General features: G+C 61.7%; 17 protein-coding genes. 14 read left to right on the top strand and 3 right to left on the bottom strand.

All coding sequences use genetic code 11. The features are described from left to right. Positions 1–111: 111 nt before the first annotated feature. The 14 genes from G5332_RS18230 to G5332_RS18165 all read left to right on the top strand — a co-directional run bounded on the left by G5332_RS18230 (position 112) and on the right by G5332_RS18165 (position 15,020). A complete protein-coding gene (locus tag G5332_RS18230; protein ID WP_103251176.1) occupies positions 112–567 on the top strand; it encodes a YchJ family protein in 456 nt (151 codons plus the stop codon). Positions 568–809: 242 nt separating this feature from the next. Continuing rightward, a complete protein-coding gene (gene glpA, locus G5332_RS18225; protein WP_150389008.1) occupies positions 810–2,483 on the top strand; it encodes an anaerobic glycerol-3-phosphate dehydrogenase subunit A in 1,674 nt (557 codons plus the stop codon). Beyond that, positions 2,473–3,738, top strand: a complete 1,266-nt coding sequence (gene glpB / locus G5332_RS18220; RefSeq protein WP_421249910.1) for a glycerol-3-phosphate dehydrogenase subunit GlpB — start codon at positions 2,473–2,475, stop codon at positions 3,736–3,738. Before glpA ends, glpB begins: the two co-directional genes overlap by 11 nt. A gap of 51 nt (positions 3,739–3,789) precedes the next feature. Continuing rightward, complete coding sequence (gene glpC, locus G5332_RS18215; RefSeq protein ID WP_040069181.1) at positions 3,790–4,992, top strand: anaerobic glycerol-3-phosphate dehydrogenase subunit GlpC; 1,203 nt, start codon at positions 3,790–3,792, stop codon at positions 4,990–4,992. Positions 4,993–5,617: 625 nt separating this feature from the next. Next, complete coding sequence (gene nrfA / locus G5332_RS18210) at positions 5,618–7,063, top strand: ammonia-forming nitrite reductase cytochrome c552 subunit (protein ID WP_227342727.1); 1,446 nt, start codon at positions 5,618–5,620, stop codon at positions 7,061–7,063. Positions 7,064–7,114: 51 nt separating this feature from the next. Beyond that, positions 7,115–7,714, top strand: coding sequence for a cytochrome c nitrite reductase pentaheme subunit (nrfB, locus tag G5332_RS18205; RefSeq protein WP_421249911.1), 600 nt, complete (start codon positions 7,115–7,117; stop codon positions 7,712–7,714). Continuing rightward, the gene (gene nrfC, locus G5332_RS18200; protein WP_421249912.1) at positions 7,711–8,391 is read left to right on the top strand and encodes a cytochrome c nitrite reductase Fe-S protein; all 681 of its coding nucleotides are present in this window, start codon (positions 7,711–7,713) and stop codon (positions 8,389–8,391) included. Before nrfB ends, nrfC begins: the two co-directional genes overlap by 4 nt. A gap of 87 nt (positions 8,392–8,478) precedes the next feature. Further along, positions 8,479–9,432, top strand: coding sequence for a cytochrome c nitrite reductase subunit NrfD (gene nrfD, locus G5332_RS18195; protein WP_421249913.1), 954 nt, complete (start codon positions 8,479–8,481; stop codon positions 9,430–9,432). A 119-nt stretch (positions 9,433–9,551) separates the two neighbouring features. Beyond that, the gene (locus G5332_RS18190; RefSeq protein WP_270906057.1) at positions 9,552–9,995 is read left to right on the top strand and encodes a hypothetical protein; all 444 of its coding nucleotides are present in this window, start codon (positions 9,552–9,554) and stop codon (positions 9,993–9,995) included. A 46-nt stretch (positions 9,996–10,041) separates the two neighbouring features. Continuing rightward, complete coding sequence (gene nrfE / locus G5332_RS18185) at positions 10,042–12,009, top strand: heme lyase NrfEFG subunit NrfE (protein ID WP_421173115.1); 1,968 nt, start codon at positions 10,042–10,044, stop codon at positions 12,007–12,009. After that, entirely contained in the window at positions 12,006–12,605 is a 600-nt protein-coding gene (locus G5332_RS18180) for a DsbE family thiol:disulfide interchange protein (protein ID WP_421173116.1), read from the top strand. The genes nrfE and G5332_RS18180 overlap by 4 nt, the downstream gene beginning before the upstream one ends. Beyond that, the gene (nrfF, locus tag G5332_RS18175) at positions 12,602–13,792 is read left to right on the top strand and encodes a heme lyase NrfEFG subunit NrfF (RefSeq protein WP_421231694.1); all 1,191 of its coding nucleotides are present in this window, start codon (positions 12,602–12,604) and stop codon (positions 13,790–13,792) included. Before G5332_RS18180 ends, nrfF begins: the two co-directional genes overlap by 4 nt. 91 nt (positions 13,793–13,883) lie before the next feature. Beyond that, positions 13,884–14,513, top strand: a complete 630-nt coding sequence (locus G5332_RS18170) for a DUF2268 domain-containing putative Zn-dependent protease (RefSeq protein WP_021231308.1) — start codon at positions 13,884–13,886, stop codon at positions 14,511–14,513. Between the two features lie 54 nt (positions 14,514–14,567). Further along, on the top strand, positions 14,568–15,020 hold the full coding sequence (locus G5332_RS18165) for an NUDIX hydrolase (protein WP_421311501.1): 453 nt from the start codon (positions 14,568–14,570) through the stop codon (positions 15,018–15,020). Positions 15,021–15,118: 98 nt separating this feature from the next. Here the strand turns inward: G5332_RS18165 and phnX are convergent, their stop codons facing one another. The 3 genes from phnX to phnW are packed head-to-tail and all read right to left on the bottom strand — an operon-like array spanning position 15,119 to position 18,529. Then, entirely contained in the window at positions 15,119–15,958 is an 840-nt protein-coding gene (gene phnX, locus G5332_RS18160; RefSeq protein WP_139459301.1) for a phosphonoacetaldehyde hydrolase, read from the bottom strand. After that, positions 15,951–17,390: an aspartate aminotransferase family protein gene (locus G5332_RS18155; protein ID WP_421311500.1), complete on the bottom strand. Its 1,440-nt coding sequence runs from the start codon at positions 17,388–17,390 to the stop codon at positions 15,951–15,953. The genes phnX and G5332_RS18155 overlap by 8 nt, the downstream gene beginning before the upstream one ends. Further along, the gene (gene phnW, locus G5332_RS18150) at positions 17,387–18,529 is read right to left on the bottom strand and encodes a 2-aminoethylphosphonate--pyruvate transaminase (RefSeq protein ID WP_421311498.1); all 1,143 of its coding nucleotides are present in this window, start codon (positions 18,527–18,529) and stop codon (positions 17,387–17,389) included. Before phnW ends, G5332_RS18155 begins: the two co-directional genes overlap by 4 nt. Positions 18,530–18,649: the final 120 nt, after the last annotated feature.

Raw genomic sequence — 18,649 nt, 5'->3', positions numbered from 1 at the left:
TGCAGCTGTTTTTATTGGAATTCCTTGCTTACCCATCAGTATAGGTGCTGGCAGGGCGAGCCCAGCTTTCGTTACAATTCCCTTAAACAAATCGGCCAGAACGTGAAAATCATGAATCTTTGTCCTTGCGGCTCAACCCTTTCTCTCGAATTGTGCTGTGGCTTACGTCACAGTGGCGCGGTGGCTGACACCCCGGAGCAGCTGATGCGCTCGCGCTACAGTGCTTTTGTGCTTGGTCTGGGGGAGTATCTGGTCTATAGCTGGCACCCGGCCCACCTTGGCAGCCTCACCGCCGAAGAGCTTTCACGCATCGACACCCGCTGGGATGGTCTAGAGATCATCGCCAGCCAGGGCGGCTCGGAGGATGAAACCGGGATGGTGGAGTTCAAAGCCTGGTTTCTGGAGGGGGATGAGCGCCACTGCCTCCATGAGCGCTCCCGCTTCGTGCGTTATCAGGGCCGCTGGGTCTACACCGAGGGAGAGCAGGATCCGGCGCCCCTCAAGGCGGGGCGCAACGATCCCTGCCCCTGTGGCAGCGGAAAAAAACACAAGAAGTGCTGCGGCTGACCCCTAACACACCCACCAGACTCGTCAAACAGTGACAAGGGGCATCCGATGCCCCTTTTTTGTGTCTGTTATTCGCCAGCAGCCCACAAACCGATGCGATAACAAGCGTGACAAATGTCACATAATGCTCATTAACGCGCGAGCAAATGAGCGTTTGCGAGCGCAAATTTGGCCCATATCAAACATTTCCACTCAGAAGTAGGCCACACTGGCCTCATCTGGAAGAGATGAGACGGGCAACAATGAAAAGAATAACTACACAAGTCGTCATCATAGGCGGCGGTGCCACAGGGGCCGGTATCATGCGCGATTGCGCACTGCGCGGCATCGACTGCATCCTGCTCGAGCGCGATGATATCGCCGCCGGCACCACCGGCCGCAACCACGGCCTGCTCCACTCCGGTGCCCGCTACGCGGTGACGGATCAGGAGTCCGCCCGCGAATGCATCCAGGAAAACCGCATCCTCAAGCGGATTGCCAGCCACTGTGTCGAGGACACGGGCGGCCTCTTCCTCACCCTGCCGGAAGATGACATCAATTTCCAAACCACCTTTATGGATGCCTGCGCCCTGGCCGGTATCGAAACCCGCCAGCTCGATCCCGGTGAAGCCCTGCGCATGGAGCCCAACGCCAACCCGGCGATGATCGGCGCCATCCATGTACCGGACGGTACGGTCGACCCGTTCCGCCTCGCCGCAGCCAACGTGCTGGACGCCAAAGAGCATGGCGCCCGCATTTTCACCCACAGCAAGGTACTGGGACTCTTGCGCACGCAAGATCGGGTGCACGGGGTCAAGGCCATCAACACCCGCACCGGCGAAGCGTTCGAGGTGGAGTGTCAGGAGGTGATCAACGCCGCTGGCATCTGGGGCCAGCAAATTTGCGAATATGCCGATCTCGGCATCCGCATGTTCCCGGCCAAGGGCTCCCTGCTCATCATGGATTACCGCATCAACCAGTTGGTGCTCAACCGCGCCCGCAAACCGGCGGATGCGGACATTCTGGTGCCGGGCGACACCATCTCCCTCATCGGCACCACCTCCAGTCGCATCGATTACAACAAGATTGACCAGCTCACCGTCGAACCCGAAGAGGTCGAAGTGTTGCTGCGCGAAGGTATCAAGCTTGCTCCCATCATGGCCCGCACCCGCCTGCTGCGCGCCTACGCCGGGGTGCGCCCGCTGGTAGCGGTGGACGGTGACGACACCGGCCGCAACATCAGTCGCGGTATCGTGCTGCTGGATCACGCCGAGCGCGATGGTCTCAAGGGGTTCAACACCATCACCGGCGGCAAGCTGATGACCTACCGCCTGATGGCGGAGTGGGCCACCGATCTGCTGGCCAAGAAACTCGGTAACAGCAAACCCTGCCAGACCGCCGAACTGAGCCTGCCCGGCTCGCGGGATCCGGAGAAGGTCTCCGCCCCCGGTCTCTCGGTGCCGGTCGAAGGCTCCGCCCAATACCGCCACGGCGAGCGGGTCATCGCCTTCTTCCGTGACAATCCCAAGGCCAACGCCCTTATCTGCGAGTGCGAAATGGTCACCGCGGGCGAAATCGAATACGCCCTGCGCGAGCTCGATGTGGACAACCTCATCGATCTGCGCCGCCGCACCCGTCTGGGCATGGGCCCCTGTCAGGGGGAGCTCTGCGCCTACCGCGCCGCCGGACTGATGCAGGAGTATGGCAAGGCCGACGGTCGCCAGGCCTGCGTCATGCTGCGCCAGTTCCTCGAGGAGCGTTACAAGGGAACCCGCCCCGTCCTGTGGGGCGATGCCTTGCGCGAGGCCGAATTCACCTACTGGATCTACGAAGGGCTGTTTGGCCTGGGGGAATGGACGGCGCCACAGCTGGTCGCCGATACCCCACGCGACCCAACCAGCGAGACCACTCACAAGGAGAGCCGTCATGAAGTTTGACAATATCGTTATCGGCGGTGGCATGGCGGGACTCTCGGCTGCCCTGCGGCTGGTGGAGGCGGGCCAGAAGACCCTGCTGATGGCCTCCGGCCAGAGTGCCCTGCACTTCTCCTCCGGCTCGGTCGATCTGCTCGAAAGCGAGGGGGATCCCCGCGCTGCGCTGCCTGCCTTTATGGCAGCCCATCCGGATCACCCCTACAGCAAGGTGGGGATGCAAAATATCGAAGCGAGTCTGGCCGATCTGCAGCGCCACTGCGCCGAGCAGGGATTGCCGCTGGTTCGCCACGACACCAATCACCAGCGCCTGACTCCCATCGGTACCCTCAAGCGCACCTGGCTCTCCCCCGATACCTGTGCCTGCGTCACCGATGCGCCGATCCCGGATGTACTGCTGCTGGCCACTCTCGAAGGCTTTCGCGACTTTCATCCGGCACTGGCGGCGGCCAATCTGGCGACCCATCCGCGCTTCGCCCACTGCCGCATTCTGACTGGCGAGATCCGCCTGCCCCAGCTGGCCGAATTCAGCCGCAATCCCCATGAGTTTCGCTCTGCCGACATCGCGCGCCTGTGTGACAAGCACCATCTGGTGGCCGATTTGGCCAGCGAGATCAGTCGAATGGTGCAGGAGAGCGGCGTGCCCGACTGCCGCCATATCGTGCTACCAGCCTGCCTGTCGCTGGGGCTGGTTGGCCCGCGTCTGGCGGAGCTGGAGCAACGTACCGGCTGCACCATCAAGGAGGTGGCGACCATGCCGCCGTCGCTGATCGGGATGCGGATGCAGGAGGCGCTCAAGCGCCGCTTTATGGCCCTTGGCGGCACTTTCCTCACCAGCGAGCGGGTGCTGGGCGCCCGTTACGAGGGGGATCGGGTGGTCGGCGTACACACCCAGAATGGCGATGATCAGCTGTTTGAAGCGGACAACTTCGTGCTCGCCTCCGGCAGCTTCTTTAGCCGCGGTCTGGAGTCCCGTCTGCGCGGCATTCGCGAACCCATCTTCGATGCCGATGTGCTGAGTCTGGAGGAGCGCGACGCCTGGGCCGGTCGTCGCCTGTTCGACCACCACCCCTTTATGGGTTTCGGAGTCAAGACCGACGACAAGCTGCGTGTGCTGCGTGGCGGCAAGCCGCTCGCCAACCTCTACGGCGCGGGCAGTGTCTTGGCCCATTACGACCCAATTCGTGAAGGTTCCGGCTCCGGCGTTGCCGTTGCCACCGGCTGGCAGGCCGCCGGCCATATTCTGGGCGCCGCCCAATGATTTATTTGTCCCATATCCCGTGCCTTCACACCCTACGGGAGGAGAACTGACATGCTACTGGATCACGCCAACCAAACTTTCGATCAGTGCATCAAATGCACCGTCTGTACCGCCTACTGCCCGGTGGCCAAGGCCAACCCCGCCTACCCCGGCCCGAAACAGGCGGGCCCGGATGGCGAGCGGCTGCGCATCAAGAGCCCCGAGCTGTTCGATAGCGCCCTCAAGCACTGCACCAACTGCAAACGCTGCGAAGTAGCCTGCCCGAGCGGAGTGCGCATCGGCGACATCATCGCCAAGGCCAAGCATCAGTACAGCGGTTTCAAACCGGGGATCCGCGAGTTCGTGCTCTCTCACACCGATCTGATGGGCAGCATGTCTACCCTGATGGCCCCGGTGGTCAACTTCACCACCGGCCTCAAGCCGATGAAGCTGGTGCTGGACAAGGCGCTGGGGGTCTCCTCCCACCGCGATCTGCCCAAATACTCCCAGGGCACCTTCCGCGGCTGGTACAAGAAGCAAAAAGAAGCGCAGGCCCGTTATGAGCGCCAAATAGCCTATTTCCACGGCTGCTATGTCAACTACAACCATCCTCAGCTTGGCAAGGAGCTGGTGCAGGTGCTCAACGCCATGAACATCGGCGTGCAGTTGCTGGAGCGGGAGAAGTGCTGTGGCGTGCCGCTCATTGCCAACGGCTTCATGGACAAGGCCAAGCAGCAGGCGGCCTTCAACATCAAGCAGATGGAGAACTCCCTGCTGGGCAACGAGATGCCGCTGCTGGCCACCTCCTCCACCTGTGGCTTTACCCTGCGCGATGAATATCCCCACCTGCTGGAGCAGGACAACCACAAGGTGAGGGATCGCATCTCACTGGTGACCCGCTTCCTGTGGAACGAGTTCTACAAGGGCAACAAACCGGCGATGAAGCCGCTCAATCTGCACATCGCCTACCACACCCCCTGCCACATGGAAAAAATGGGGGGCGTCATCTACACCCTCGAATTGCTGCGCGCCATTCCCGGGGTCAAGGTGACTGTACTGGAGTCCCAGTGCTGCGGCATCGCCGGCACCTACGGCTTCAAATCCGAAAACTACCAGACCAGCCAGACCATTGGCGAGGGGCTGTTTGATCAAATCAACCGCCTCTCCCCCGATCTGGTGATCACCGATTGCGAGACCTGCAAATGGCAGATCGAGATGAGCACCAGCTTCCGCTGCGAGCATCCCATTCATCTGCTGGCCCAGGCTCTGGCATAAGATGAGCGTGACCATATCCGCTGGTGTAAACCCCGAAGCCGGGGTATTCGTTGGTTCACCACCATGCCTTTGGGGCTGCAACCCAAACAGTATCTGATCACGATAAGACCTGAGAGGAGCCGGCATTGCCGGCTTCTCTCATTGATGTTGCCGACCATCTCGCCCATCGGCGGAACGCCCGGCCCGTACAGACTGTAACCGACAGCCCTCTCAAAAAAAAGAATATTTATTCATTTATTATTTTTATACCCATAAATAGATAATTGATATGACAGATAACCCTGCATGCCTTGCCAAATAACACAGGCATACCTCAGGTGTCGCTCCGTCCCGCCACAGAGACTCATTACACTTCCAATATTCTGACTTTCTTAATAATTTAACCGGGATCTCATTTCTGTCTGTTGGTGCTCTCGGTAATTGATCTAGCGCAAGCCCCCCTCTGATAAATCATCATTCTTTTTACCCATTTGGTAATATCCAACTCGAGCAATCGCATAAAAACATGGGTTTTATTCACTAATAACAATGAAGCGGCCTGCCTGCTCCTGCTTGGCGGGGGCGAACCAATGCCCACATCCAGGATGGAACTGTCAGGTCTGGCAATGAGATCGATTAGGGAGTGATGATCGTGAGTTCACGCAACAGACAGATCAAGCTGGGCCTCGCCGCCCTGCTGCTGACTACCAGCCTTGGCACCAGCGGCTGGGCACAGGCAGCCGATGACACGCAACCCAAAGGCAAGATCGAGGCGCGCAGCGAGCTGTTCGCCAAGGATCACGCCGATCAGTTCACCAGCTGGCAAGCCACCAGCGAAAGCAAGGAACGCACCGATGCGCTGGCGGAAGATCCCAACATGGTGGTGCTGTGGGGCGGTTACCCCTTCGCCAAGGATTACAACAAGCCGCGCGGTCACTTCTATGCCCTGACCGATGTGCGCGAAACCCTGCGCACCGGCGCCCCGAAAACAGCCGAAGATGGCCCCCTGCCCATGGCCTGCTGGAGCTGCAAAGGCCCGGATGTGGCCCGCGTCATCGACGAGCAGGGTGAGGATGGCTACTTCAAAGGGATGTGGGCCAAGGGCGGGCCGGAAGTAGTCAACACCATCGGCTGCGCCGACTGCCACGACACCGCCTCGAAGGAGTTCAAGGAGGGTAAACCGGCCCTGCACCTCTCCCGTCCCTATGCCGATCGGGCCATGACAGCCATCGGCAAGCCGTTCAAGGAGCAGGGGCGCTTTGATCAGCAGTCCCAGGTGTGCGGCCAGTGCCACGTGGAGTATTACTTCAGCGGCCCCACCAAGGCGGTCAAATTCCCCTGGGACAAGGGCACCACTGTGGAGCAGATGGAGGCCTATTACGATGAAATCGGCTTTGCCGACTGGACCCATGCCCTCTCCAAAACCCCCATGCTGAAAGCCCAGCACCCCGAGTACGAAACCTGGCGCGCCGGCATTCACGGCCAGAACAACGTCGCCTGTGTCGATTGCCACATGCCCAAGGTGCAGAACGAGCAGGGCAAGGTCTACACCGATCACAAGGTGGGTAACCCCTTCGATCGCTTCGAGCAGACCTGCCGCAACTGCCACACCCAGAGCAAGGAGATGCTGCAAGGGATTGTCAAACAGCGCAAAGAGGCGGTGATCGAAACCAAGCTGAAGGTCGAGAAGCAGCTGGTACACGCCCACTTTGAAGCCAAGGCAGCCTGGGATGCCGGCGCCACCGAGGCAGAGATGAAGGATATTCTGCAGGACATCCGTCACGCCCAGTGGCGCTGGGACTACGCCATCGCCTCCCACGGGGTGCAGATGCACGCCCCCGAAGTGGCCCTCAAGGTACTTGGCAGCGCGCTGGATAAAGCCGCTGACGCCCGCACCAAGCTGGCGCGCCTGTTGGCCAGCAAGGGGATCAGCCACGAGATCGCCATCCCCGACATCTCCACCAAGGAGAAAGCGCAAGCCGCCCTTGGCATGGATATGAAGCAGTTCAACAGCGACAAGGCCCAGTTCCTCAAGACCACGGTCCCCGCTTGGGATGCCGAGGCCAAAGCGGCCGGACGGCTGGCACAGTAACGGCGCCTGCGGGCCCGGCCAGACCAGGCCCGCAGCGGATGGAGGCTTCCTATGGGTGATTTAACGATGGATTTTTTACGACTGATGCTGATGGCAGCCATGCTGTTCACCAGCCTGCAGGGTCAGGCGGCCGAGCCGACAGCAGCCCCTGTTCCAGCTGCACATGAGGTGGAATTTTTACGCAATCCCGACAAGGCCTGCACCGACTGTCACAAGGAGCAGAGCGAAGGGATGCACGGCAAGCATGGTCAGGCGACCAATCCCAACAACCTGGCACCTGTCACCTGCACCAACTGCCACGGCCAGCCCTCTCCCCAGCACAGGGAAGGGGTCAAGGATGTGATGCGCTTTAGCGACAGCTTCAATAACAAGCAGAGCACCCAGAGCTACCCCATCGCTGAGCAGAACGGAGTCTGCATGAGCTGCCACGAGCCCAAACCACTGCGCGAGGCGCTCTGGGCCCACGACGTGCACGCCACCAAGCTCACCTGCACCAGCTGCCACCAGCTGCATCCGGTCAAGGAGCCCATGGTGGCGATCCCGGAAAAATCCCGCATCAAGCTCTGCGTCGACTGCCACAGCAAGCAACATGAGGCCAGCAAGGCCCGGCAGGAGCAGTCCAAACCGGCTACCGGCAAGGAGGCATCATGAGCTGCTCTCGCCGTGACTTTATGGCGGGCATGGGCGCGGGGGCCCTTATCATGATGACGGGGCCGACTCGTTCCCTTGCTACCCCCCTCGCCCACAGCCAGACCATCGACGGGATCCGCTATGGCATGATCCACGACGAGACGGCCTGCATCGGCTGCACCGCCTGCATGGACGCCTGCCGGGAGGTCAACAAGGTGCCGGAAGGGGTCTCGCGCCTCGAGATCATCCGCTCCGGCCCCATCGGCACCTTCCCCGATGCCGAGTACCACTTCTTTCGCAAGTCCTGCCAGCACTGTGACAACGCCCCCTGCGTGCACGTCTGCCCGACCGGCGCCTCCCATATTCGCAAGGAGGATGGCATCGTCGATGTCGACGCGGATCTCTGCGTCGGCTGCATGTATTGCCTCGCCGCCTGCCCCTATCAGGTGCGCTTTATCAACCCGGTCACCCGAGTGGCGGACAAATGCGACTTTTGCCGCAAGACCAACCTGGCGGCGGGCAAGGAGCCGGCGTGCGTGGAATCCTGCCCCACCAAGGCGCTGGTGTTCGGCAATCTGGATGATCCGGACAGCCCCATCGCCCAACGGCTGGTGAAGGAGACCACCTATCGCTACAAGCAGGCGCTCGGCACCTCGCCCAAGATGTACCGCGTGCCCAAAGGGGAGATAAAGTCATGACGATGCAAGAGGCGTTTCACTTCCCTTCCCTCGTGTGGGAATTTGTCCGATCGCCATCTACCGCAGTAACAGAAGGAGGAATGGATCATGTTGCATGACGCATTTCACTTCCCTTCACTGGTGTGGGACTGGCCCATCGCCATCTATCTCTTTCTGCTCGGCATCTCCGCCGGGGCCACCACCCTTTCGGTGCTGCTGCGCCGCAAGGGGGCCGGCAGCGAGAGCGGCATCATCAAGGCGACCGCCATTCTGGCGCCAGCGAGCGTGATATTGGGGCTGCTGATCCTTATCTTCCATCTGGCCCGCCCCTGGACCTTCTGGAAGCTGATGTTCCACTACCAGTTCGACTCCGTGATGTCGATGGGGGTCATGCTGTTTCAGCTCTATATGGCGGTGCTGTTCGTCTGGCTGGCGGTGGTGTTTCGCGCCGAGATTGAGACCTTGCGTCGTCACCTGCTGCAAGAGAAGTTCGCTTTTGTGGATGGGCTGATTGGCTGGCTTGCCCGCATCGAGCGGCTGCTGGCCCCGCTGTTGTTGCTGCTCGCCGTGCTGCTGGGGGCCTACACCGGCTTTCTGCTCTCGGCGCTCAAGACTTATCCGCTTTTGAACAACCCTGTGTTGCCGGTGTTGTTTCTGGTCTCGGGCATCAGCTCCGGCATCGCCTCCACCATCTTGCTGGCGGTGACAATCTTCAAGGAGAACCATCACAGCCAGGGGGTGAGCTTTGTGCATCGTTTCGAGCGGCCGGTGCTGGCGGTGGAGGTGCTGCTGCTGGTCTGCTTCTTTACCGGCCTCTACTTCGGTGGCGGCCAGAAAGAGGCTGCCATGTGGGCGGCCATCGGCAGCGGTTTCTGGGCTCAGGTGTTCTGGCTCGGGGTGGTGGGCATCGGCATGCTGCTGCCCCAGCTGCTGGCTCTGCTGACCCCGGCGCCCCTGCGGGTGCGAAACGGCCATCTGGTGCTGGTCTGCAGCCTGACCCTGGTGGGGATCCTGCTGCTCCGCTACTTCGTGCTCTATGCCGGTCAAATGACAGTCGTATAACGGTATGATCACCAGCGCCAGCCACCCTCGGGTGACTGGCGCTGGCTCGTTGATTCGCAAGTGAAATCTAAATGGGGATAACAACGTTGGAATTTCTTTATCGAGGGTTCAACTGCCATATGACAGTGACCGATGCAATGGTTCCCAAATCGCTATCGGATGATCCAGAGCAAGGCGCTGAGTTTGGTGATGACAGAGTTCAATGCGGAGACTCAGATTTCACATGCGGACTCTCTATCACCAATAGCATTCACTCACACGAATACGGTGGGAATGGTGAACCAACTGGAGGGATATCGACAACCCCGCATTTTGAAGTAGCCAAACGCTATGCCTTGGGAAATGGAAGGTTTGCCAACGGCCATGTCATCCGAATGTCCATCCCAGAATTAAAGAAAGCTGGCGTAACCATCTATCGAGTCAATGATTGCCTTGATACCCCCTCAGTCCCTTCGGATGACGAACATTGGATCTATTTCAAAGGCGAGTTTCCTCAAAGCACCATTGTGGAAACGTTCCACGTCTACTCAGAAGCGCCTTCTGGGCCTGAGTTGAAAGACTGAAATTTGTAATTAATTCAATTAATTTCTAATTGCATTTGGAGGTTGTGTGCTGGCGGAGCTCGGCTATCTCTCACTGTTGCTGGCGACCGGGCTCGCCCTGCTGCAAGGGCTGCTGCCCTGGCTGGGGCTGCGGCTCGCCTCACGGCCGCTGCTCGGCTGCGCAACACCGCTGGCCCTCCTGGTCGCGCTCCTGCTGTTGGCCGCCCTGCTGCTGCTCGCCGGCTGTTTTGGCCTCGATGACTTTACCCTGGTCTATGTGGCCCAGCACGCCAACAGCGCCCTGCCCCTGGGCTTCAAACTGGCTGCGGTCTGGGGCGGCCACGAGGGCTCCATGCTGTTCTTCGTCTTTGCGTTGGGGCTGTGGGGCGCTCTGGTGGCCCTTTGCTCCAAGCGGGTCGATCCGCTGATCACAGCCCGGGTACTGGCCATCATGGGGCTGATCGTCGGGCTGTTCGGCCTCTATACCCTGATCTTCTCCAGCCCGTTTGACCGCCAATTCCCGGGGCCGCTGGAGGGGCGCGATCTCAACCCCATGCTGCAGGATATCGGCCTCATCATCCATCCGCCCCTGCTCTATCTCGGTTACGTCGGCTTTGCGGTCAACTTCGCCTTCGCCATGGCGGCGCTCCATTCGGGCAGACTGGATGGCGCCGTGGCCCACTGGAGTCGCCCTTGGGCGCTCGGCTCCTGGGTCTTTCTCACCGCCGGCATAGTGCTGGGCTCCTGGTGGGCCTATTACGAGCTCGGTTGGGGCGGCTGGTGGTTCTGGGATCCGGTGGAAAACGCCTCTCTCTTGCCCTGGCTGCTGGGCACTGCCCTGCTGCACGCCCTGATTGTCTGCGAGAAGCGCGGCGCTTACGGCCACGCCGTGCTGTTGCTCTCCATCTTCACCTTCGCCTTGAGCCTGCTCGGCACCTTTGTGGTGCGCTCCGGGGTGCTCACCTCGGTGCACGCTTTTGCGGTGGACCCCAGCCGCGGCCTCACCCTCTTGTTGCTGCTCGGCTTGCTATTGACCAGCGCCCTCACCCTGTTTGCCCTGCGGGCGGATATTCGCGCCCCCTATGCCCGCTTTGGCTTCTTGTCAAAAGAGGGGCTGCTCGGCGCCACCATCCTGCTGCTCTGCGTGGCCTGCGCCAGCGTGTTGCTCGGCACCTTCTACCCCATGGTGTTCCAGTCGCTCCATTTGGGCTCGCTCTCGGTGGGCGCCCCCTATTTCAATACCATCTTCGTGCCGCTGGCCCTTTGCCTGATGGTGCTGATGACCCAACTGCCGCGCCTGCGCTGGCAGCTGCTTGCCGCAGGTTCCCGACTCAACACTTTGTTGCCGCCACTGTTTGGCCTGCTTGGTGGCGGGCTGCTTAGCCTTGCCTATCTGGAACAGGGATCGTTTTCCGCTAGCTGGAGCGGTATCCTCGCCAATATGGTGAGCCTCTGGCTGATGGCCAGCCTGTTGCTCCCGCTCTTGCAACTGACGTCGCGGCGTGAGCTCACCCTCAATCGGTTCGGCAGCCTGCTGGCCCACCTCGGGGTGGCGGTGTGCGCCCTCGGCATCGCTCAGGTGAGTCACCACAGTCAGGAGGGGGGCGCGGTACTCGCCGCAGGCCAGCCCTATCGGCTCGGCGCCTTCGAGTTTCGCTATGAGGGGAGCGAGCCCATCATCGGCCCCAACTACACCGCCGAGCGCATCACGCTTAGCGTGCACAAGGACGGTAAAGAGGAGGCGCGGCTGACGCCGGAGCGGCGTCACTACAGCGTGCGCACCATGAACATGAACGAGCCCGGGATCAAATGGGGAATGCTCGGCGATCTCTACGTGGTGCTTGGCGAGAAGATGGGACCCGGCGCCTATGCCATGCGACTGCACTACAAGCCGCTGGTACGCTGGATCTGGCTCGGCGGCCTGTTGATGATGGCGGGTGGCACCCTGCGCCTGCTCGCCCGCCGGCCGCTGCTGGCTAGCCATCCTGCGCCAACTACCGCCCCCTACCCTCGGCTTGAACAGGAGTCCTTATGAACGCTCGTTTGCGCCTGTTCGTGCCACTCGTGCTCACCCTGGGGCTCGGTGCCCTGCTCTGGCTCGGCCTTGGCAACAACCCCTACAGCCAGGATGAGGCCATCGCCGGCCGCACTCTGCCTGCCTGGCAGAGTGATGATCTGCTTGGCGGCGCCCCCATCCACACCGCGGCGCTCAAGAGGGAGCCCTTCGTGCTCAACGTCTGGGCCAGCTGGTGCCCCAACTGCCGCGCCGAGCATCCGCTGCTGGGTGAGCTGGCCAGCGCCGTGCCCCTCTATGGCCTCAACTACCGGGACAAGGGGGACGCCGCCCGCGCCTGGCTCACCGAGGCGGGCAACCCCTACCGCACCGTGCTGGCCGACCCCGACGGCCGACTGGCCCTTGAGCTCGGCGTCTACGGCACGCCGGAGACCTATCTCTTTGCCGGCGACGGCACCCTGCTGACCCGCCATACCGGCCTGCTCACCCGCGAGATCTGGCAACGCCAGTTTGCCCCCCTGCTTGCAAAGGCCCGCAGCAACAGCGCCAGCCAGCCCGAAGTGGAAAGAGCAGTGGAGAGAGAAGTAAAGAGACAAGTGCAGGAGAGCAAGCCATGAGCCGCCTCGGCCACGCCCTGATCGCGCCGCTCTTGCTGGCCTTGAGCTTCGGGGCCCTTGCCAGCGGGGTCGATACCTATCAGTTTCGCCACCCCGAGCTGCAAAATCGGGCGCAAGAGCTGGCCCGCGCCCTGCGCTGCCCCCAGTGCCAGAACCAGAATCTGGTGGAATCCAACTCCCCCATCGCCCGGGATCTGCGGCTCGAGGTCTACCGCTGGGTGGACGAGGGGCAGTCTGATGAGCAGGTGATCGCCCGCATGACGGAGCGCTTCGGCGATTTCGTCCGCTACGATCCCCCCTTCAAGCGCAGCACGGCGCTGCTGTGGGGCGGCCCCGCCCTCTTGCTGTTGCTGGCGCTCCATCGCCTGCGCAGAAGCCTGCATCGCCAGCAACCGGCGCGGGTACCGCTTATTGGCGACAGAGCCGAGGGGATGCTCGCCCACGACCCCAGGGCCGAGCTGAACCGGCTGATCATGGCCGAGCAGCAGGCGGGGCTTGCACCCCACAGCCGCCTCTACCGGGAGCTGGAGCTGGCCCGCCTCGCCAACACCACCCCAACCGCCGAGCAGGCCCTGCGCGAGCGGCTGGCCAAGGATCGCACCGCCCGTCCGCTGCCCTGGCTGCGGTCATGGATACTGCTTGGGGCCCTGTTGCTGGCGCTGATGGCGGGCATTTATGCCGGCACCGGCCGCTATCAGGCGTGGCAGGCTTATCAGTCGCGCACCGATCCGCTGGCGGGATTGAGCCCGCGGGATCTGCAGGACAAGGAGCTGGGCGCCCTGCACCAGCGCCTGCAAACCAACCCCGCCGATCTCGACAGCTGGGCGGCGCTCGGCCAGCTCTATCTCTATCGGGGCGAATATGACAACGCCCTGCTCGCCTACCAGCGTCTCGCTCTGCTGGAGGGGGGCGCCAGCGCGGCGACTCAAGCCGCGCAAGCCACCGTGCTCTACTATCAGGCGGGCCAGCAGCTGACTCCCGAGGCAACCCGCCTGCTGGAGAGTGCCCTCAAGCAGGACGCGGGGGAAGTGAGCGCCCTGATGCTGCTGGCCTCCGATCACTTCCTGCATGGTCGCTACAGTCAGGCCATTGCGCTGTGGCAGCAACTGCTCGATGGCGAGCGCCCTCGCATCAATCGGGCCGCGCTGATCGAGGCGATCCAGACGGCAAGCATAATGGGCGGGTAACCCCTTGATTAAAGGAGGGTAATCGTGGTGATATGGCGCCGCGACCACGCAAGTGGCTCAGCACTCTTTTTCAATAGACAAGGATGTCTGGATGCAACTCACCCTGTTAAACGACTCGGGCAAATTCGATGGGCTCGATGACACCATTAGGCACGTTTTTGCCGAGACGGCGCACAAATTGAATGCCTTGTTCGATCTCTCCCAACTGGATGTCACCTTCAGCCCTTTTGCCGAGGGGGATGCTCCCGACTCAGGTATCGGTGGCTGGGCCATCAACATGTATCGAATAGAACTCCAGCTTGATCTGGAACGGCCCGACATCAAAGAGGTGATCATCACCGAATTACCTGCCGTGCTGGCCCACGAAGTCCACCATATCGTGCAAAAGAAGAATAAGGTGGAAGCAGAAACACTGGCCGAAAACCTGATTTTTGAAGGGCTGGCCTGCTACTTTGAGCAGAGGTTCAATGGTGGCACACTCCCCTCGCTGTTCAAGGAGTCTCATCACCATGACTGGCAATCGCTCCTGGCAGAGATGACGCCCCATCTATCCAGCAAGCAGTTCAACTATTTAGACTTTTTCTACTGCCGTGATAACCGGCCATTTCCCAAATATGCCGGTTACTGGGTGGGGTTCAATCTGGTGGCCAACTATCTGGCCAAAAATGGCCTGAATGAAATAGAGGTCATGGGCCTGCCCGCCGAGGCGTATTTCAATTAACACGCCTTCACACTGTTCATGGCTATCACAGAGCCCAAACCCGGAGAGAAGATCATGATCCCCATTTGCTGCAAGGCCGTCTCTGGCGTTGCCCTCACCACTGTCGATGGCGAAACCAGATTGCTGGTGATGAAACGGGTCAAGGGGGGCTTCTGGTGTCATGTGGCAGGCACGGTGGAGGCGGGTGAAACCGGCTGGCAGACCATTATTCGGGAGTTTGGCGAAGAGACGGGGATCAGGGTCACCGAACTCTACAATGGCCAGTATCTGGAGCAGTTTTACGAGGCGAGCTTGAATACGGTGGAGGTGGTACCGGTCTTTGTGGTCTATTGCCCGCCCAATCAGGCGGTGACCCTCAACGATGAGCACACCGAATATCGCTGGTGTTCCCTGGCCGAGGCCAAGGCGCTGGTGAGTTTCCCCGGCCAGAAGGCGCTCTACGACCATATCTGGCACCATTTTGTCGACAACGCCCCCTCTCCCCTGATGCGGGTCGATATCCGCTGACCGCGCACGACTTCCCCCTGTAAATGCAACACGCCCCCGGATGGGGGCGTGTTGTATCTCAAGCCAGCCAAGCGCTTTTGTTAGCCCAAGCAGATGGCCTACGGCCGCTCGCCAGCGGCCAGACGGCGGTTGATATCGGCGATAACCGGGGCGATGTCGGCAAGGGTATCAATCACGTAGTGCGCCCCCGCCGCCCGCAGTTTGGCCTCGGCCGGTGCGCGCCGAGCGGCGATCTCCGCCTCGCTCATGGCGGCAAACTCTTCCCAGGTGGCACCAAATTCGTTGCCGGAAACCGACAATCCCACCGTCCACATGCCCGCGTTCAACCCTTCGCTGATACCCGGCACGGCGTCATCCACCTTGATGCAGCGATGCACCGCGCTCACTCCGAGCTCAATTACGTTGGCCAGCGCCATCCAGGGACCGGGGCGACCACCGGCTTTGAGGTCATCGGTGGCGACCCAGTGATCCGGGCGGTAGCCGTGATCGGCCGCAGCAGGTACCAGCGCCTCCATCACCGGACGGGGATAACCGGAGCAGGAGCCGATTTTCATCCCCTGCACCCGCAGAGCGTCCAGCACCGGCAGCACACCTGGGATGGGGGCAGCGAAGCGGGTCACGGCGGCAATCTGAAGCGGCATAAAGGTGTGATAAATGTGGTCCACCTCGGCGTGGCTCATGGGGTGGCCGAAGCGAGCCTGCCAGCGCGCATCCACCGAAGGCAGACGGCCCAGCGCGGCGATATGATCCCACTTGCCAAGGCCCATAGGCTGGCGCGCCTCATCCAGGGTCACGGGGAAGTCATAGGCGCGGGCGAAGGCCTCGACGAAGATGGAGGTGGGGGCGAAGGAGCCGAAATCGACGACGGTACCGGCCCAGTCGAGGATCAGCGCCTCCACGTCGGTGGCCGCGTCGATGGCAGTCTGCAAGTCAGTCATGGTGATGTTCCTGTTTCGGTGAAAGTGCGATCTCGCCAAGGACGCGATCGAGAATGGTGATGGCGCGCACCAGATCGGCACGAGCAATATTGAGTGGGGGCGAGAGCTGGATGACGTTGCCCAGGGAGACCTTGAAGCTGAGCCCCAGCTCCAGACAGCGGTAGAGCAGGCGCTCGGCGGCCTGGCTGTTGCGGGTGCGACTCTGGTGATCGACTACCAGATCGAGCGCCCAGAGCAAACCGATACCGCGCACCTGCCCGATCAGCGGGTGACGTTCGGCCAACTTGCCTAGCTCTGCCGCCATAAAGCGGCTATCCTCCTGCGCTTTTGCCAGCAACCCCTCTTCGCGGATGGTAGTGATGGTGGCGAGGGCCGCCGCGCAGCCGATGGGGCTCTTCTCGTGGGTGTAGTGACCGAGCGAGATGGCCGCCGCCTGATTGAAACGATCGCGAGTGATCAGTGCGGCAAACGGCACCACCCCGCCCCCCAGCCCCTTACCCAGACAGATGATGTCGGGCTCGATGCCAAACTCCTCGAAGCTGAACCAGTGGCCGGTGCGCCCCAGGGAATTGGGGATCTCGTCGACGATCAGCAGCACCTTGTGGCGATCGCAGATCTCCCGCACCCGCTGCCAGTAGGCCTTCGAGGGCACCTGTACATCGGTGTTGCGGATAGGTTCGGCGATAAAGGCGCCGATCCCTCCCTCCTTCTCGATGACGTACTCCAGATAATCGGCGTAGTGCAGGTCATCCCCCTCCCCGCGATACCAGACACCGCGATAACGGGTGGGGGGCGGGATGCGCTCCACTCCGGCCATCAGCGGGCCCATACCGGCGCGAAAACAGGCCTCGCCGCCGACCGAGATGGCATCGAGGGAGGCGCCATGAAAGGCATCCCAGAGAGACACCACCTTACTGTTGCCGGTGATGAAACGGGCGAGCTTCAGGGCAATCCCCACCACCTCGCTGCCGCCGGGGGCGAACAGCACCCGGTTGAGATCGCCGGGAGCCAGTTCAGCCAGGGTGCGGGCGCAGTCGATGGCAACCTGATGGGTGTAGCGGCGGGGTGCAAACGGCAGATCGGCGAGTTGCTGCTGCACCGCGGCCACCACCCTGGGGTGACCGTGACCCAGCTGATGAACGCTGTTGCCGTGAAAATCGAGGTAACGCTTGCCCGATACACTGGTCAACCAGCTCCCCTGCGCGCGCTCAAGCAGATCCAGACAGGGGGTAGAGAGGGCCTGATGGAGAAAGTAGCGGCTATCCTCCGCCAATCCGGCCTGCACATCTTCGCTCTGGCCCGCCCACCAGCGCGCCCGCCCCTCGCCGAGGTTAATATCCCCTTCGCTGTCGGCGCGGCCGCTGCCGTGCAGCTTATGGTCATGCAAATCGCGGCCACGCAGATCACGACCCTGAGCCAGCATGCTGGTCATCGCGCGTCCCCTTGCCAGTAGCAGGCGCTGGCCATGGCGGCGAGCAGATCCCGCACCCGCTCAGGGGTCACATCGCCGATATTGCCGATACGGAAGCAGTCGGCCTGGGAGACCTTGCCCGGATAGATGACAAAGCCCTGCGCCTTGAGCCGCTGGTAGAAGTCGGCGAAGCGGTAATCAGGGTGGGTCGGAGAGTAGAAGGCGGTGATGATGGGGGATTGCCACTGTTCTGGCAGCAGCGGCGCAAAGCCAAGCGCAGCCATCCCCGCCACCAGCGTGCGCTGATTTTCACTGTAACGCTGATGACGGGCTTCAATGCCCCCCTCTTCGTCCAGCTCGCGCAGGGCCTGGGCAAAGGCGAGCACGGTATGAGTGGGCGAGGTAAAGCGCCACTTGCCCCCCTGCTGCTCCATGGTCTGCCACTGGGCATGCAGGTCAAGGGAGACCGAGCGAGCACGACCGGCACAGGCCGTGAGCGCCACGCGGCGAGCGATGACGAAGCCAAAGCCCGGCACCCCCTGAATGCACTTGTTGGCCGAGCTAATGAGAAACTCGATGCCAAGTCGCCCCATGTCGATGGGGATGCCGCCAAAGCTACTCATGGCATCGACGATCAGGCGAATGCCACGACGCTGGCAGAGCGCAGCTACCTCATCGAGCGGATTGAGCATGCCGGTGGTGGTCTCGCAGTGCACCATGGCCAGATGGGTGATCTCGGGGTGGCGCGCCAGCATCGCCTCGATGGCGGCGGGCTCCGGGCGGGTGGTCTCGCCGCAGTCCAGCTCGTGGTGGCGCAGGCCAAGGCAGCGGGCCATCTCCCCCATGCGGGCACCGTAGGCGCCGTTGTTGATGATCAGCAGACACTCATCGACGCCTATCGCCGAGCCCAGCACGCTCTCCACCACATAGCTGCCACTCCCTTGCAGCAGCACGGCGCTGTAGTCGCTCTCATATTCAGGGCCGGTGGCGAGGCGCACCAGCTCGCGGCGGATGGGCTCCACCACGCCCTGGTTGTAGTCCGCATCCCAGGTGCAGCTGTCTTGCAGCATGGCGGCGCGCACCGTGGCAGTGGTCGAGAGGGGGCCCGGGGTCAGCAGCAGGTAATCGACGGCGGCGGAGGCCGCAGGAATATGGGTCATGATTTCGCTCCTATTGGTATATACCAGAATAAGCGCATTGTGGGTAACTGCCCCGCCAAGGTCAAAGGGGTGGCGCTACGTGCAACAAAAAATTCATTTTCAGCGCCGGGATCGCGATAA

The sequence above is a fragment of the Aeromonas sp. 603757 genome (assembly GCF_049171255.1).
GTDB classification, from domain to species: Bacteria; Pseudomonadota; Gammaproteobacteria; order Enterobacterales; family Aeromonadaceae; genus Aeromonas; species Aeromonas veronii_A.
This window is presented reverse-complemented; position numbering and strand designations above follow the sequence as displayed.